16 protein-coding genes and 1 pseudogene are annotated in these 15,650 nt (G+C 40.6%); 5 read left to right on the forward strand and 12 right to left on the reverse strand.

What is annotated here, in order from left to right:
- Positions 1 to 9: 9 nt before the first annotated feature.
- Positions 10 to 867 (forward strand): patatin family protein, encoded by an 858-nt coding sequence (locus tag O3603_RS02370; RefSeq protein WP_371520178.1) that lies wholly within the window; start codon positions 10 to 12, stop codon positions 865 to 867.
- Between the two features lie 139 nt (positions 868 to 1,006).
- Positions 1,007 to 1,465 (forward strand): DUF6078 family protein, encoded by a 459-nt coding sequence (locus tag O3603_RS02375; protein WP_371520181.1) that lies wholly within the window; start codon positions 1,007 to 1,009, stop codon positions 1,463 to 1,465.
- A gap of 476 nt (positions 1,466 to 1,941) precedes the next feature.
- On the opposite strand, the gene O3603_RS02380 is transcribed toward O3603_RS02375, so the two are convergent.
- Positions 1,942 to 2,472 (reverse strand): DUF805 domain-containing protein, encoded by a 531-nt coding sequence (locus tag O3603_RS02380; protein WP_371520184.1) that lies wholly within the window; start codon positions 2,470 to 2,472, stop codon positions 1,942 to 1,944.
- A 31-nt stretch (positions 2,473 to 2,503) separates the two neighbouring features.
- On the reverse strand, positions 2,504 to 3,190 hold the full coding sequence (gene trmD, locus O3603_RS02385) for a tRNA (guanosine(37)-N1)-methyltransferase TrmD (protein ID WP_287315677.1): 687 nt from the start codon (positions 3,188 to 3,190) through the stop codon (positions 2,504 to 2,506).
- 98 nt (positions 3,191 to 3,288) lie between these two features.
- Between trmD and O3603_RS02390 the strand changes: the two genes are divergently transcribed.
- Together O3603_RS02390 and O3603_RS02395 are read left to right on the forward strand one after the other, a co-directional pair.
- Positions 3,289 to 4,038, forward strand: coding sequence for a DUF5020 family protein (locus O3603_RS02390; RefSeq protein ID WP_371520187.1), 750 nt, complete (start codon positions 3,289 to 3,291; stop codon positions 4,036 to 4,038).
- A 45-nt stretch (positions 4,039 to 4,083) separates the two neighbouring features.
- Positions 4,084 to 4,854, forward strand: coding sequence for a hypothetical protein (locus O3603_RS02395; RefSeq protein WP_371520190.1), 771 nt, complete (start codon positions 4,084 to 4,086; stop codon positions 4,852 to 4,854).
- 158 nt (positions 4,855 to 5,012) lie between these two features.
- Here O3603_RS02395 and O3603_RS02400 read toward each other — a convergent pair whose 3' ends face one another.
- The 4 genes from O3603_RS02400 to ligA all read right to left on the reverse strand — a co-directional run bounded on the left by O3603_RS02400 (position 5,013) and on the right by ligA (position 9,807).
- Positions 5,013 to 5,654, reverse strand: coding sequence for a flavodoxin (locus O3603_RS02400; protein WP_009434955.1), 642 nt, complete (start codon positions 5,652 to 5,654; stop codon positions 5,013 to 5,015).
- Between the two features lie 16 nt (positions 5,655 to 5,670).
- Positions 5,671 to 6,798: a hypothetical protein gene (locus tag O3603_RS02405; protein WP_371520193.1), complete on the reverse strand. Its 1,128-nt coding sequence runs from the start codon at positions 6,796 to 6,798 to the stop codon at positions 5,671 to 5,673.
- Between the two features lie 43 nt (positions 6,799 to 6,841).
- The gene (locus tag O3603_RS02410) at positions 6,842 to 7,702 is read right to left on the reverse strand and encodes a hypothetical protein (RefSeq protein WP_371520196.1); all 861 of its coding nucleotides are present in this window, start codon (positions 7,700 to 7,702) and stop codon (positions 6,842 to 6,844) included.
- An 89-nt stretch (positions 7,703 to 7,791) separates the two neighbouring features.
- Positions 7,792 to 9,807, reverse strand: a complete 2,016-nt coding sequence (ligA, locus tag O3603_RS02415) for an NAD-dependent DNA ligase LigA (protein WP_371520199.1) — start codon at positions 9,805 to 9,807, stop codon at positions 7,792 to 7,794.
- A 146-nt stretch (positions 9,808 to 9,953) separates the two neighbouring features.
- Here ligA and nhaD point away from each other — a divergent pair, with 146 nt between their 5' ends.
- A complete protein-coding gene (gene nhaD / locus O3603_RS02420) occupies positions 9,954 to 11,339 on the forward strand; it encodes a sodium:proton antiporter NhaD (RefSeq protein ID WP_371520202.1) in 1,386 nt (461 codons plus the stop codon).
- A 100-nt stretch (positions 11,340 to 11,439) separates the two neighbouring features.
- On the opposite strand, the pseudogene O3603_RS02425 reads toward nhaD, so the two are convergent.
- The 6 genes and pseudogenes from O3603_RS02425 to O3603_RS02450 all read right to left on the reverse strand — a co-directional run bounded on the left by O3603_RS02425 (position 11,440) and on the right by O3603_RS02450 (position 15,622).
- Positions 11,440 to 11,905, reverse strand: a pseudogene (locus O3603_RS02425) (DNA-binding protein).
- Positions 11,906 to 11,965: 60 nt separating this feature from the next.
- Positions 11,966 to 12,124 (reverse strand): hypothetical protein, encoded by a 159-nt coding sequence (locus O3603_RS02430; RefSeq protein ID WP_371520205.1) that lies wholly within the window; start codon positions 12,122 to 12,124, stop codon positions 11,966 to 11,968.
- A gap of 15 nt (positions 12,125 to 12,139) precedes the next feature.
- The gene (locus tag O3603_RS02435; protein ID WP_371520208.1) at positions 12,140 to 13,750 is read right to left on the reverse strand and encodes a hypothetical protein; all 1,611 of its coding nucleotides are present in this window, start codon (positions 13,748 to 13,750) and stop codon (positions 12,140 to 12,142) included.
- A gap of 33 nt (positions 13,751 to 13,783) precedes the next feature.
- On the reverse strand, positions 13,784 to 13,996 hold the full coding sequence (locus O3603_RS02440) for a hypothetical protein (protein ID WP_371520211.1): 213 nt from the start codon (positions 13,994 to 13,996) through the stop codon (positions 13,784 to 13,786).
- A gap of 164 nt (positions 13,997 to 14,160) precedes the next feature.
- Positions 14,161 to 14,370, reverse strand: coding sequence for a hypothetical protein (locus tag O3603_RS02445; protein ID WP_371520213.1), 210 nt, complete (start codon positions 14,368 to 14,370; stop codon positions 14,161 to 14,163).
- A 175-nt stretch (positions 14,371 to 14,545) separates the two neighbouring features.
- Positions 14,546 to 15,622 carry a YncE family protein gene (locus tag O3603_RS02450; protein WP_371520314.1) on the reverse strand — a complete coding sequence of 359 codons (1,077 nt, stop codon included), beginning with the start codon at positions 15,620 to 15,622 and terminating at the stop codon, positions 14,546 to 14,548.
- Positions 15,623 to 15,650 lie beyond the last annotated feature (28 nt).

Below are 15,650 nucleotides of genomic sequence, written 5' to 3' on the forward strand. Positions count from 1 at the left end.
CGAGTTTTTATGCAAATTGATAGGAATACGGGCTTAGTATTAGAAGGAGGTGGCATGCGCGGAGTATTTACCTCGGGCGTATTGGATGCTTTTATGAAGTATAATCTTCGTTTTAAGTATGTCGTAGCTGTATCGGCTGGTGCCTGTAACGGCTTGTCGTATATGAGCAGACAGCCCCGCCGTGCACGTATTTCTAACATTGATATGCTTGCCAAGTATGATTATATAGGTTTACGCCATTTGGTAACACAGGGCTGCATTTTTAATCCAGAGTTGTTGTATAAGCAGTTCCCATTTGAGCTTGTTCCCTTCGATTATGATGAGTACTTTCGTCAAAGTAAGTTAGGCGAAGTCTATGAGATGGTTGTAACGAATTGTGAGACTGGGTTAGCTGAATATCTTACCGAAACTGAGGGCAATGCGAAGAGATTAAATGAGTTAGCACGGGCATCCTCTAGTTTGCCTTATGTAAGTAAGATTGTCACCATAGATGGCAAACCTTTGTTGGATGGTGGTATCGTTGATTCTATTCCTGTTCAACACGCTATTGAGACAGGGCACGAAACCAACGTAGTGATTTGCACACGTAATAAAGGATGGCGGGATAAGGGTAAAGACTATAAGCAACCTAAATTTATCTATCGTAATTACCCCCGCCTACGTGTCGCATTAAGTCATCGTATAGAGGCATATAATCGTCAGTTAGATTTGATTGACGAGTTAGAAGAACAAGGAAAGATACTCGTCATTCGTCCGGAGAAGCCCGTTGTTGTTGGTAGAATGGAGAAGGATGTTAACAAGCTCGAAGATCTTTATGAAGAAGGGTTCCGCTTAGGCGAAGACTTTATAAAGAAGCATGTCGAGTAATGGTATAAATATAATCGAATAACTATAGGAAGCTCTTCACATCAAATTATCAGTCCAAGTTATTTGCCATTATGTAAGAAATTATCATTACCTTTGTATCTGTTAATAACTAACCATTACATTTTGAAATAATAATATTATGACACAAGAGGAATATAACCTTTTAGACATTGATTTTGCTCATTGCCCTGGCTCTCATTGTGGAAAAGCAAATGAATGCTTCCGCCACCTAGCCTATCAGATGCTTGCAAATTGCACACGAGATCGTTATATGGTAACCAATCCGAACGTGATAACGGGCAAGCCTAATTGTCCGCTCTTTATATCTAACCGCAAGGAACGCTATGCTTGGGGAATCTCACACATCTATGACAACGTGCGTGCCTCCGATTTGCGTGGCGTCCGACTGAGCGTTATGCAATGCTTCGGTGCAGCCACCTATTATCATGTTAAGGAACAGCTCCGTGCCATCACCGAAGAAGAACAACAGGACGTCCGTGATGCCTTTACCGAGAATGGTTATGACGGGCAGAGCATTGAGTTCGATCGCTATGAAGAGCATTATCCCGTGCTTATGCGCATGAAACGTTATAAGTAAGCACAGTCCTCGCCTTTCAATTATAAATTCTTTTCTGCTTATATAAGTAATACGATGATACTTATATAAGCAGTACAATCGTATTCCTATAAGACCTATCGAGTTCTACACGTTTGTATAGCGAATTATACAGGCGTGTATAACTAATTATACAAACGTGTATAACTGATTATACAAACGTGTATAATTGATTATACAGACGTGTATAACTCGTTATACAAACTTGTATAATGCGGTTGATAAAGGCTAAGGAGGATGCGATGTCAAGTATAAGTGCTATCGTACATTAACTTACAGGTGCCTCGCATGGGTATTAGGAGTAAGATTGTAGTCTAATTGGATGGCGGAAGATGATGCTATCTTCTCTGTCTATATGGGTAAAAATAAAGGATTCCTCACAGGTATATTGCTGTGAGGAACCCTTATAATTGAATTGAGTATATAATTTCAAAGAGGTATAGCTCTCTTCGTGATAGTTAGTCGGTTATATTCTGGGTTACATACTTCGGAGATTCACCATATTTATTAGCTTCTCTTTGACTATCCATTGTTGTAAATGCAAATATGATGAAACTGAAAGCGAGACTAACAAACCAGATCAGCATACCGAAGATGGCTATTCCACCGCCCATAGCTGTTTTGATTAAAGGTATCATAGTGTCTATATCGCCGAAGAGAGCGTCAATGTTCGTTGTCCCTATTCCCAAAAGCATGAGAGATATGCCAATAGCTTCAATGATGATGTTCGTTAAGAGCCACCATCCACTTTTGCCTGTGTCGTGCAGACGACGAATAATCATAGAGCAGTTCAGGAGCATTAAGACGATGTTAAGATAACGACCTATGACTGGGATAAAATCGCATAAATAGCTGACAATGATGAGAAACAACGTCCCCCACCAAAATTCAGAGCGACGACTACGAGTGTTTAGTTTCAAAGCTCTCGTGAAGATTCTTTTAACTGCTTCTAGGAATCCTACTTTGGGTAATTCTTTAATTTGTTCCATAATATTGCTTTTACTTTGAGTTGTATTGATTCTATTCCTTATCGTCTTTTAATAAGTCAGGACGTAACCGCTTTGTGCGCTCCATTGCTTGATCGAACTCCCATTGCTTGATCTTAGCTTCATTACCGCTTAGCAATATCTCTGGTACATCCCATCCTTTATAACTGCGTGGGCGTGTATAGATTGGAGCGGAAAGCATATCGTCCATAAAACAATCAGAGAGCGCACTTTGGTCGTCACTGATAACGCCTGGAACGAGTCGAACTACAGCGTCGGCAATGATGGCAGCAGGTAGTTCGCCACCCGTAAGTACGAAGTCGCCTATAGATATTTCACGTGTAATGAGATGGTCACGTACTCGCTGATCAATCCCCTTATAGTGACCTGCAAGAATGATGATATTACCCCCCATTGATAAGTCATTGGCTATCTTCTGATTGAACTGTTCGCCATCGGGAGAGGTGAAGATAACGTCGTCATAATCTCTCTCTTCCTTTAAAGCACTAATACAATTATCAATAGGTTCAATCTGCATAACCATCCCTGCCTGTCCGCCGAATGGGTAATCGTCCACTCTGCGCCACTTATCCTTTGTATAATCACGAAGGTTATGAAGCCTAATCTCTGCAAGTCCTTTCTTTTCGGCTCTGGCAAGGATGCTCTCATGCACGAATCCTTCCAGCATTTCTGGTAAAACGGTGATAATATCTATTCTCATAAGTGTTACAAAGTTAAGTATTATTTTATTATTGCGTTGAGACTTTAAGTTTTTTTTGTAACTTTGCAGCAGTTTTCTAATAATAAACTAAAAACGAAATGAAAAGATTCTTTTCCCTCGCTATCCTTTTGATGGCAGCTTTTGGCAGTGCTATGGCACAGGATGTTCAAGTTCATTACGACTTAGGACACAGTCTTTACAAAGATCTCTCATCACGCATGTCGGTAACGACTACTGTTGAGATGTTTAAACCTGATACCTGGGGTTCTACCTTCATGTTCACCGATATCGACTATAAACGTGATGGTGCTATCGGCGCTTATTGGGAGATCTCTCGTGAGTTTAATCTCTCAAAGAACAAGCAGTGGGCAGCCCATGTAGAGTATAATGGTGGTGCTGGAACTAACTTGAAAGATGGTGCTTATGTAGGTAATCGTTATCAGCATGCAGTTCTCCTTGGTGGTGCTTGGAACTGGGTTTCAAAGGATTTCTCTAAGACCTTCAGCGTTCAGTTAATGTATAAGTATTATTTCAAGAATGCTAATAAAGGTTGGCATCCCTTTAGTGGTTTCCAGTTGACAGAAGTATGGAGTACTACCTTTGCAAAGGGGCTTTGCACATTTGATGGTTTCTGCGATGTCTGGTATAATCCGAATGTAAAGGGCAAGTTAATCATGATTTCAGAGCCACAGTTCTGGTTCAACCTTAACACACTAAAGGGAATGAAGAATGTGAATCTGTCCTTAGGTTCAGAGGTTGAGCTTAGCAACAACTTCGTTTATAACGATGAGGGTAAGAATAACCGCTTCTATGCCATCCCAACCATCGCTGCTAAGTGGACGTTCTAAAAATATCTTCAATAATAAGATTTATTCATTGATATAATTTTACGAATGAAAAACTTAAGGATTCTCATATTATTGGTAGCTTTGTTGGCAACTATGTCTCTTAATGCTCAAAGTTCTAGAAATTTTATTAAGCCTTTAGCGAAAGATGGATTTTATGTTGATTCTATATTGAGTCTAAAAGGAAATACCATAATTTATATGAGGGCAGGAACAGAGTTTGATATAGAGAAGGCAAGGGTTGCCTATGTAGAGCATTCTATTCTTGGGCGAATAGATATTACAGACGAAAAAACTGCTAATCAGAATTCTACTAGTCTTATATTTCCTGAACCAGAGTTTAATGGTGATGCCTTTATATGTAATTTAGAAGATAATACATATATAAAAATGGAAAGAGCTATTGGGCAAGTTAAGGTTAAAGACCAGTTATGGGGACCAGAAACTAAACTATACGTAAAGCCGGAGGCTTCTCCTGTAAGGATTCCTAAAGGGAAAGTGGTTATTCTCATAAGGGTACCAGATGTAAATGAAGATCCAAAATCTTTTATTAAGATTTCACAGTTTTCTGTAAGTAAAACTCGTAAGTTGTCTTTAGCAAGGCAAAATGAATTAACAGGTAAAATAACTTATGGTGGTTATAATAGGCAAGAAAAGGATTTTACATATAAGCGTTATGGTAATAGTTCTTTGTTGCTTACCGTCGATATAGACGATGCCGGAGAATATTGTGTTAGCATTAGTAACCCTAACAGAGTAGATAGTAAGCTTTCTGTGTCTTGCTTTGGAGTTGACGAAATAAACGAGTTCGTTGAATAGTAAACTTAAAAAGGCTCACAATAATTGTTGTGAGCCTTTTTTATAATCCTTTTAATAATCAACCTTATAAAGTTGCTATCATGTAATTGACGAAAGTACATTTCGTGGGGCACGGAAGTATAAGTTGTGGGGTACGAAAGTATATTTCGTCAATCTCTCTATTTCTTATAGCCTAGAGCCTCTAACCACGCTTTAACCTTACTCATGTCTGTACGAACCTCATGACCATAAAAGGCTTCGGGACTAAGGATATTGGCATTAGGATAAATCTCTTTGATGTCTCGAACAGCATAACCTAGTCCACTTCCTTCGTGCGTGAGGAAAGGAATGAGGGTTTTATTACTCAAGTCATACTGTTTCATAAAGGTGAACATAACCTGCGGATAGCTATGAATCCAGACTGGACCACCAAGGAACACAACATCATAGTCGTCAATGTTGTTGACCTTTCCTTTGAACGGAGGATATTCTTTGCCGTATCTCTCCTTCTTTGCAACCTCAACTACTTCCTTGTAAGTCTTAGGATAAGGAGTTTCTCTTACCACTTCAAACTCATCACCCCCTGTCACATCTCGAATGTAGTCAGCCACCATCTTTGTGTTGCCCACTTCGATATTCCCCACAGCGTAGTTCTCTCCTGTGTGAGAGAAGAAAACAATAAGAACCTTACCTTTCTTTTTCTCAGCATCTTTCTTCTCATTGTTACTCGTCTTACAACTTTGCGCTCTACTTGTCTTTGGTAGCATGACAAGACATAATACAGCCACGATAATGGCAAATATTCCTGTTAACTGTTTCATAATTTATTGTTTTTAGTTAGTTGTTCTTTCTGCGTAATCTTATCCGGCGTTCCCACAGAGCCGTTCCAAATTTGATAGTGCTAGTTATATTGTATTCAGCCACAAACCCATCAGGGGTGATATGTATCTTTATCTTATTATAGAGTGGATGAAAATCTTCGGTTAGCGAATCACATTCATTGTCAATTTCGGTCGTGTCTATGACAACAGAGTCTGTGTCATCATCCACTACTTCTGCTATGGCTGTATCACAAACCGCTTCATAGTCAATACTATCATCTGATATAGAGTCTACTTCTACGGAATCTATCTCTTCTTCTGAATTTCCATTGACATAATCAAACATATAATCGCTGACATATTCTTCACTCTTTATGTCCCTGTAGAAATTCTCATCTGAAACCTTATCAGTTGTGTTGCAGTAGCTCATTGTCCGACTACTCCCATCTAATGGTTTCCCGGTGATGGTTACCTTGTCTTGCCAAGGAATACTCTGTGCCATAATAGCAAGACTTAGTCCTGGGCAAAAAGCATTGATTGCATATTTTAAAACATTGAGAGAAACCATATTGAGAGAAGGTTGACTTAACTTATAATCATCTGTTTGTAATAAGAACTCGTTAGGAATCCCATGCTGAAGAATCTTGTCTAATGAAGGATAGAAGTCATGCATGTTACAAATGATGTATTGGTCTAATAAGGAAGAATAGGCTAGGATAACATCATGTTCCATTATGATTTGTAAGATAGAATCGAGAGGTATTCCATATCTGTTAAGGGTACAACAGGGTTGATTGATATGCAAACGGAATACCCTTCCATAGGTAGAAGAGTTAAGTGCTGTAAGGGTGAAGCTAGAGTAAACGCTGTCTGGAGTTGATTTATACAATGGAGCGTAAGGATAGATAAGTTGTTGTTGTGTGGGCTGGAATATTCTAACCTCATTGTCAGTAGAATCTCCTTTGGCTGAATAGGACCACGAGTTGGAGAACTCATAAGTAATTTCATCACCTATCTCTATTGCATTCTGAGCAGAAGTAGGTAAAGAAATAAGCAAGAGACATAATCCAAGCCAGATACTTATGTATGATTTGTGTCCTGCGTTGGATAAATTATTATGAAGAATGGATTGTGATGTGCGCATACCTTATCTTGTTAATGGTTGATGAAAATGGTGCCGATTCACTTTATTGTTTAACCTGCCTAATAAGCGATTCATGTGAAACAATAAGTGACCTTGGTTGTTTAAAGGTAACAGTTCTATTGTATTCATTTAGCCAGCCATCCGAGTTGAAAGAAGTTGTTTCTTCTATCTTGAGAGGATGAGAGCCTTTCTTATCTGATGGTATCTCTTTATAATGTACCACTTCTGGTGTGTACTTACGTCCATAAATCTCAGGTAGCATACCAAGCCCTGGAGCCGAGAGGTTTATAATTAATGATATAAAAGAAGTGACATCTTCAGATTGGGTGAATTCTTGCTTAAATTCCTCCTTTGGAACTACACCAGTAAATTTTTTAATAAGTTCGTTTTCTTCTCTGTGTGCGTAGAGGTAGTCTACAAGATCATTTATTGTTTCATTCGAATTGGTGGGCATATAATTACTCATATTTTTATTAAAGGTGATTAAGATACCTTTTTCTTTTAGTAATCCAGTAGTGAACTTAGGAGTAATTAAATCCGGGTTACCATTGATATTATCCCCATAAGGACTCTGTTGAACCTGTAACCGCATGGTATAAGTATAAGGTGTCACTTCCCGTACAGTTAATGTAAATGTTGATTCGTAGGATTCTCTATTTTCATAGAGTAGATAGTAAGACAATGCTGGACTGAAAGATAAATTATCATAGACACCATAAGGAATCTCTATGGGCTTTCTTGTAGTTGGGTCCTCTGCTTTAATCGATAGCTTATAGGTGTATTGGAGAGTATCTCCCTTTTTGAAATGTGTAGAGATATAGTCTCCTGGCACTTGTGCACATGCTATCGTACAAATGAATGTGACAATGGCTAGTGCTATTCTCCGTTGATCAATATTCTTCATTTTGAGAAGGGTGTTAAAGGGTTATTTAAATTGTTTTTGTTAAGTAGTAAAAGCTATTCTTGAACCATCTTTATAGAGAAAGACCCATCTTAGAACAATGAGCCTTCTTTAGTTGGAGAAGGATTAGCTTCCATCTGCACAAATCGAGCAATGAATTCTTCTTCAGAGATAATTGGAATAGAGAGCTCCTTTGCCTTTTTATTTTTGCCAGAAGAACTTTCTACATCGTTGTTAATAAGGAAGCTGGTTGACTTAGAGACAGAGCCTGTTACTTTGCCCCCTTGATTCTCAATGTAAGCCTTCAGCTCATTACGATTCTTATAATGATGCACATCGCCAGTGATAACAAACGTTAGTCCTTCGCAACTATTACCAGTTGGCGCAGATGAAGACTGACTAATATTGAGTTCTACTAATAGCTGTTGCAGCATGGAATAGTTATCTTTATCCTTCATCCATCTAACAAAGCTGGCACTCTTTTCTGGTCCAATGCCTGCAATAGTAGCAAAGACATCTTCGGTGGTAGCTTCAGTAGCTGTATGGAATAGGTCTGCTATTTGATAAGCTGATAACAAACGATTGCAAACATCACGCCCGATAAGTGGTATATTTAATGCAAAGAGTAAGCGATGCGCTTCCACGTCACGAGCTTTCTCAATGGCTGTAAGTAACTTGCTAACGCTCTTGTCTCCAAATCCCTCCATTGTTCGTAGTTCTGAAGCATGGTTGTTGAGATGGAATAAGTCTGCATATTCACGTACCCAACCAAGATTGATAAACTTCTGTATTGTCTGTTCGGATAGTCCATCAATATTGATTCCTTCCTTTGAAACAAAGCGTCCGAACTTCTTGAGTTGCTTTGCAGGACAATGCGTGTTGGTGCAATGCAACGTCTTTGTTCCACTACTCTCACTCTCAGTTACCTCTGTTGCTGATTGGCATACAGGGCATACCTCAGGTATATGGAATACGCCTAATCGCTCAACAACATTGATTACCTTTGGGATAATCTTATTTGCTTTGATAACAGCTATCTTTGTTCCCTTATCGCCAATCCCCAGTCGCTCACATTCAGAGATATTACAGAGCGAGGCACGCTTTACAGTTGTTCCTTCTAGTTCAACGGGCTTGAATACGGCAACGGGAGATATGGTTGAGGCTGCACAAGACCATTCTATATATTCTAATTCTGTTTCCGCACTCTCATCCTGCCATTTGAAAGCATAACCAGCACGTGTCGCATGATGCCCTGTTACTGAACCTGTTGCGGCGTAGGCAGTATCATCGTATGTGATGACTAAGCCGTCAACGGGATAGGGGAAAGGTGAGGAACTCTTGCCTGTTACCCGTTCTGTCCAGCGATCAATGACAGCTTGGATATTTGCTTCTGTGGGTTGCTCAATGAGTTCTCTGTCTACTGGCTTAAAGCCTTGTTGTTCTAGCCATGCCATACGATTGCCCCATGAGATAATCTCTTCTTCTTCATAGACAAGGGTAAACGGAATCCAACGGATATGGCGTTCTTTCACTTCATTGATGTTCTTCAACGTCAATGAACCTGATGCAAGGTTACGAGGATTAGCATATTCCTCTTCTGATTCCATATTGAATTGCTCGAAGTCAGGATAACTGATAACTGCCTCACCACGAATCACAAGATGTCCTTTATAGGGTATTGCCTGTAGGATTCCGTCAATAGCCTTAGATAGATGGGTGATATTTGTCCCAATGTGACCATTACCACGCGTGACAACCTTTGTCAGTTTCCCATTATCGTATGTAACAACAAGTGTCAAACCATCTAACTTCCATGAGAGCCAAATAGGTCTATTCTCTGCCCACTTTGCAAGTTCTGCCACCTTCTTTGTCTTTGCTAAAGATAGAGCAGGGAACTCATGTTCCTCTTTCTGACCAGTAAGATTATCAGCAGATACATTTTGTGTAGGAGAATCAGGTAAGATAATTCCCGTTTCCTCTTCTAACTTCTTTAATCGGTCAAAGGCTGCATCCCACTCATAGTTGGTCATGATTTCTTCTCGACCATTATAATAAGCATCAGATGCAGCGTTGAGTTGTTCAACAAGGGATTGTATTTCGTCGTTCATTCGTGTTGAGTGTTTGAATATTGGCAAAGATACTACAATTTGATGAATCTGACATTCATTCGCTGAATTAATTTGAATAGTTTATGTTGCCAACTCACTTCTTTTGCTTACCTTTGCGCCAAAGAATAATCGAATCAATTTTATTTATGTCTACACTAACGATTTCTATTATCGTCGCCTTCGTCTTGGGGTATGCGCTCATAGCAATGGAGAGTTTGACGAAAATCAACAAAGCTGCAATAGCTCTGTTGATGTTTGTTGTATGTTGGGTTCTTTACATGGTCGACCCTTCACCTTTTGTACAACTGATGCACCCAGAGTTTAAGGGTGTGGGTGATCAGTTAGTCACATTTGCCAACAAGTTGATAACCGAACATCTTGGTGACACTGCAACCACGCTTTTCTTCCTCATGGGAGCGATGACAATCGTTGAGATTGTTGATCAGAATGGTGGTTTCAACTGGGTAAAGAATGTGATGCGTTCTAAGTCAAAGCGTAGTTTATTATGGAAGATAGCCTTCATGACCTTCTTCCTTTCAGCTATCTTGGACAACTTGACTACAAGTATTGTGATGATTATGATTCTCCGCAAGCTCGTTCAAGATCATAAGGATCGTATGATTTATGCGTCATTGGTTATCATTGCCGCCAACTCGGGTGGTGCTTTCTCTCCAATCGGTGATGTGACAACTATCATGTTGTGGAATGCGGGAATGATAACAGCTGGTGGCGTGATAAGCGAGATTTTTATTCCATCTCTTATATCAATGATTATCCCAGCCTTTGTTCTTCAGTTCTTATTAAAAGGCAAGTTAGGTGGTGATATGTTAGAGACCGACCATTCTGGTGATACTGAACTATTAGAGTTCAATGGCTCACAACGCAAGATAATCTTTGCTATTGGTGTGGGTGGACTCTGTTTCGTACCAGTATTCCATTACTTCACAGACCTTCCTCCATTCGTTGGTATCCTCTTTGTCCTTGGTGTTCTTTGGACGATTACAGAGATATTCTATCGCAATCTACATCGTGCTAAGGGCGATAGCGAAGACTTCTCTAAGCGTGTCACCAATCTGTTGAGTCGTATTGATATGTCAACCATCCTCTTTTTCCTTGGTATTTTGATGGCTGTTGCCTGTCTTGAGGAGGTGGGAGTATTACATGAACTTGGTGGAGGATTAAACAGCTTCTTCCAAGGTAACCATTATGCAGTGACAGGTGTCATTGGTGTTCTCTCGTCTATAGTCGATAATGTACCTCTTGTTGCAGGTAGTATGGGTATGTATCCAATTCAGGCAACAGGCGACATGGCAGTTGATGGTATCTTCTGGCAGCTATTAGCTTATTGTGCTGGAGTGGGTGGTTCCATCCTTATCATTGGTTCTGCGGCAGGTGTTGTCGTAATGGGATTGGAGAAGATTACCTTTGGTTGGTACATGAAGAAGATTTCGTGGATAGCTTTCTTAGGCTATCTATGCGGTATTCTCTCTTATTGGGTTATCCGTACATTTATCTTTACCACACCATTGTAGGAGTTCAAAGCCTACTCTCAAAGACAATGGAAAGAGCCATATCAGCACTCAAATGCGAGTTTTGATATGGCTCTCTCCTTACTGGGGGTAGAAGGGCTTTCTAATCTAACTGTGGTCCATTCTCCTCTTTCTCTTTCGAAGAAGGTTTAGTGTTCTCCTGCTTCTTGCCTTTTTTTCGCGCTGGGTTATCCACATCCACCTGCAACTCCTTCAACGCCTTACGCACCGGACTCTTTCCAAGTCAATGTCAACTTCGGAGCTTTAAGGCTCTTGGCGCATACATCCTTCTCGTTTTCTTCCATCTTTGAGGGCACGTTCACACGCAAAGAGAAGATGTCGCCGAGATCTAAGCCTGTTCCCATGCGTGCACATTCAAGGATAAGGTTACGTAATGTGATAATCACGTTTCGTGCATCACCCTCCGTCAATGAGGTTTCACGAACAATACGTTCTAACACCATTTCGGGCGAGATCTTCTGTTGACCTTTCGGTACGGCGATATACACCATTTTCCCCTTCATTTTTCCCATTGTCGCCTTACGAGGCGCAACTTTAAATTCAATCATTTTGATTTGGTTTTTAATTAAACATTAGATTAATATATCAACATCTTTTTGATGCCTTTTTTATGTGTTTTTATACCCTGCGGTTGGGTCGTCTTGTACCCAGCTGCTGGGTAGCATCGTACCCATTCGCTGGGTAACCCCCCTACCCATTCGCTGGGTACGATCGTACTTCTTCGCTGGGTACAACTCTACCCATTCGCTGGGTACAAAACAGACCACGAACAAGCGCACGGACTACTCGAATGTTGGCTCGACACTGAACCCGTAGTCGCGGTAGTCGTAGCGCATGCGGACTTTACCTTTGAAGAAGTACAGGACGTATGCGCTGTCGCTTCCCTTTGGGTAAGCACTTGACGACCAATAGTAGCCGTAGTAGCCAACGGTGCTCAGCTGACCAGAGCTGTAGCCACCCAAGGCGGGCAGGTAAAAGTAGTTGCCTGCCTCGGATGCGGAAGGGAGACCTGAATTGATACTACTGCTGGTGTTCTCGTAGTACTTGTATGTTGTACGTAAGTCGGTTGTATTATCGGCAGATTTTTCTGTGTCGTAATGATTTTCTGCTTGCAATATAGACTTCTTCTTAAACCACATGCCACCTTTATATAAATGACCCATAGTAGTCCATAGCTCGTCTTTATCCCAACGCGGATCGCCATACATGGCGTACCAAGACATCTCGTTCACGTTTGGAAGGTCTTTGCATGAGTGGATGGCGGGGTTGCTTATGCCGTTACCTGGGTAACTTGTGTTGTACCAACGATTGTTAGGGTCGCTACTACTCTGGGCATAGTTTGATGAACTGTGATTATTAAGGGTTGGCTGACCTGTGTCTCCTGGCAAGTTCTTTGTCCATTCGTAACCTTCCCAATATTGTTTCTCTGCATCCCACATATAGTATTTGTCGCCGTCGTAGTTCTTTATTTGCAGGTCAGCTTCCATGTTGACATATTCATTCTTTGCAAAGGTATGAGAAGGAATAATCTTGGTAATGGTTCCCTCTATTTGTGTCGCAACATCCTTTACCCAGTAACGAATTCTTAATGTGTGTGTACCGGGCTTGATAACCATATAAGCACCATTGGTTGTTAGGCTGGCAGAAGTGTTTGTCAAAGGGAAACCATTTGGGTATGTACTGCCTGAATTACCTTTTGTTATAAGTTCTATCTTATTTCCTGAACCTGTACCAGTCAATGCGCCTGTGCCTGTTGCTGCCGTTGGATCAAGTGTGTAGGTATCTGTTATATCATTATCTGATGTTACTTCGATCTTCGTGAGATAGCAATACTTTAGTACATCGTTGCTTGTATAAGGCTTAAAAACAAGGTAAGCTGCCTTGTGGTCGAGTGCGAACTCAAACTCGTGGCTTGTTGCGTTGCGTGTTGCTTTGGCTATACCGCAATCACCTGACTCGCCGAAGTGAGCGGTGGTGTTAGGCTCTGTTTGCGTTTGATTCGCAGAGATGGTTACTTGGTTTTGATTACCATTCTTACCAGGATAATAAACTTCGTATGAAGATTTGGCAGTGTATTTACCAGGCATTAAGAACTTGAAAGAGGCTGTCTTGCCCGTTGGTGAGTTACTACTTTGCTTCCAATTGCCGCTATCGTCCTTTACCCAAATCTTATCGCCTGCTTCCCAATAGAATTTGCCATCTGCCTCCATGGTTGTGCGTGTTGCTGGTTCGCCAGTGCTGAATGCGGTTAACCCTTTATCGTCAGTGGAGGTTTTGCCGTTCTGTGCTAAATCATCATTCGCACAAGAGGCAAAGGCTAATGTTAAACCACACACGACAGCCAAAGATGCTAGTCGTGTGATGAATGAATGTCGTTTCATTGTTTTCTTCATTTTTACTTAGTTCTCTTTGTTAATAACTCTCTGTTAGTCTTCCCAAGCGGAAAAATCGTCTTCGTTCTCATTGTCAGCTCCCTGCCATGCTGGTGCTTGCTTAGCACTGCTGATGGTTCCTCCAGGTGTTGCTGGGTTGTGCTGACCATTAAAAGGAGACCCCGCCATTAAATTAGTGGTTTCGTTTACCTGAACTATTACGCAATTAGGTGCAGAATAGTTCTTCTTTTGTTTCTTTTTTCCCATTGTTTTATTGATAAAAAATTGTTGTTATCTTGTGCTTAATTTCTCTATATTTCGGTTTAGGTGCAGACACAAAAAAAGAACAAAGGAAACTCCTAGAAGTCCTTTGTTTACAAGGGTTACGGCACGCTTCGCGCGCGCGTATGCGAGAAGAAAAAATGTGTAGTTTACGCCTGCTCTACTAGAGAGAGAGAGAGAGAGAGAGAGAGAGAGAGAGAGAGAGAGAGTATACAATTATTTGGAACTACCAAATAATTTGCTGTCTTTTTCTCGTTTTTAGATGTTAAAGAATCCAATGCAATAGCACGTGCATTTACACCTTTATTATATAAGGCGCAAACGTTAGCTTGATTGAATTTAGTTGTTTGTAACATCATTATTAATAAGTTAATTCTCACTTAACGGGCGCAAAGGTAATAAGATTAAATGGAATGGGCAAGGAAAAGAAGAAAAAAAGCCTCACCCCCAACCCCTCTCCGAGATGGAGAGGGGAGTAAATAGTACTGTTTGCAGGGGATGAGAAAAGGATTTGCTAAGAAAGTGTAGGGGTGTTTAATTAGCAAATTTAATCTTGTGTGCATCATATCCTACAAGGATAGGACCTTGAATCAGCTTACCTTCAGGGCTATAATAGAACACCCTGCTAGGTTCTGAATACTTGGGAGTGTCAATAACGTAGATGTAGCCTTTACTGTCTACGCTAACCTGTGATGGGGAAATAAGACCTTCTAAGTTTAATTCTTTCTGCTCCTTTGTTGCTATGTCATATGTAAAAGCTTTGTTTACCACAAAACGTTTAAGTGTGTAGTCGTATTGGGTAGAGAAGCAAATCAATCTGTTCTTTGTCTTATCATAACCAAAGATGTTGGCTTTGCACAGCGTTGTGACTTGGTCGGTCTTGGCATCAATGACTTGCACAGCAGCATCCTCCCCATGGAATGAAGAGGCGAAGTAAACCTTATCATCAACAGAATAGCTTTGGTCGTAGGGATTCAAAGCAACTTGGAGTTCCTTTATCTTCTTAAAGGTATTGAGGTCGACTACTGATACTGACTTTCCTATCCCGTCATAGTTATAGTCACTCATATTGACATAAAGCTTGCCATTAGCCACAGAGAGAGCCTCTGGATGTGAGCCAACGATAACTGAATCGATAATAGTTTTCTTATAGTCATTGGGATTTACTTTATATACTTTACCCGTATAAGCAGAGAAATAGACGTACTTACCATCTGTAGCCAAGAATCTTGGTTGTGTGTTATGGAGTTTCACTCTATGCTCTAATTTCCCTAAACGGTTAAGAATTTCAAGCTTTGACGAACTAGTACTTGTAACGATAATTTTGTTACCAACGATGATAAGGTCTTGTGCATCGCCAATCCCTGTACCATTCTGTGCCTGATATGCGTCATAATAAAGGAATGGTGCATTGGGACGATTCCCCGTATTATAGTCAAGCAGACCTACGGTGCCGTCATTCTTCATGTAATTACCAGCACAAGGAATGTAGGTGTTAGTACTTGACAGGCTTGGTTGGACGCCATCATCATAGCCATTGTCATCACTACAAGCAGTGAATGTGAGCGCAGACATGAGGATAATGCCTAACGCTAGTAGATTCTTTTTCATTGTCTTCATTGTTTTGTTTATAATTGGT

The organism is Prevotella sp. 20925_1_30, assembly GCF_041433025.1.
In the GTDB taxonomy this organism is placed as follows: Bacteria; Bacteroidota; Bacteroidia; order Bacteroidales; family Bacteroidaceae; genus Prevotella; species Prevotella vespertina.

What these genes read in the sequence shown, in the direction of transcription:
- O3603_RS02370 (WP_371520178.1), top strand. Translation starts at nt 10, where the DNA reads ATGCAAATTGATAGGAATACGGGCTTAGTATTAGAAGGAGGTGGCATG.
- O3603_RS02375 (WP_371520181.1), top strand. Translation starts at nt 1,007, where the DNA reads ATGACACAAGAGGAATATAACCTTTTAGACATTGATTTTGCTCATTGC.
- O3603_RS02380 (WP_371520184.1), bottom strand. Translation starts at nt 2,472, where the DNA reads ATGGAACAAATTAAAGAATTACCCAAAGTAGGATTCCTAGAAGCAGTT.
- trmD (WP_287315677.1), bottom strand. Translation starts at nt 3,190, where the DNA reads ATGAGAATAGATATTATCACCGTTTTACCAGAAATGCTGGAAGGATTC.
- O3603_RS02390 (WP_371520187.1), top strand. Translation starts at nt 3,289, where the DNA reads ATGAAAAGATTCTTTTCCCTCGCTATCCTTTTGATGGCAGCTTTTGGC.
- O3603_RS02395 (WP_371520190.1), top strand. Translation starts at nt 4,084, where the DNA reads ATGAAAAACTTAAGGATTCTCATATTATTGGTAGCTTTGTTGGCAACT.
- O3603_RS02400 (WP_009434955.1), bottom strand. Translation starts at nt 5,654, where the DNA reads ATGAAACAGTTAACAGGAATATTTGCCATTATCGTGGCTGTATTATGT.
- O3603_RS02405 (WP_371520193.1), bottom strand. Translation starts at nt 6,798, where the DNA reads ATGCGCACATCACAATCCATTCTTCATAATAATTTATCCAACGCAGGA.
- O3603_RS02410 (WP_371520196.1), bottom strand. Translation starts at nt 7,702, where the DNA reads ATGAAGAATATTGATCAACGGAGAATAGCACTAGCCATTGTCACATTC.
- ligA (WP_371520199.1), bottom strand. Translation starts at nt 9,807, where the DNA reads ATGAACGACGAAATACAATCCCTTGTTGAACAACTCAACGCTGCATCT.
- nhaD (WP_371520202.1), top strand. Translation starts at nt 9,954, where the DNA reads ATGTCTACACTAACGATTTCTATTATCGTCGCCTTCGTCTTGGGGTAT.
- O3603_RS02435 (WP_371520208.1), bottom strand. Translation starts at nt 13,750, where the DNA reads ATGAAGAAAACAATGAAACGACATTCATTCATCACACGACTAGCATCT.
- O3603_RS02440 (WP_371520211.1), bottom strand. Translation starts at nt 13,996, where the DNA reads ATGGGAAAAAAGAAACAAAAGAAGAACTATTCTGCACCTAATTGCGTA.
- O3603_RS02445 (WP_371520213.1), bottom strand. Translation starts at nt 14,370, where the DNA reads ATGATGTTACAAACAACTAAATTCAATCAAGCTAACGTTTGCGCCTTA.
- O3603_RS02450 (WP_371520314.1), bottom strand. Translation starts at nt 15,622, where the DNA reads ATGAAAAAGAATCTACTAGCGTTAGGCATTATCCTCATGTCTGCGCTC.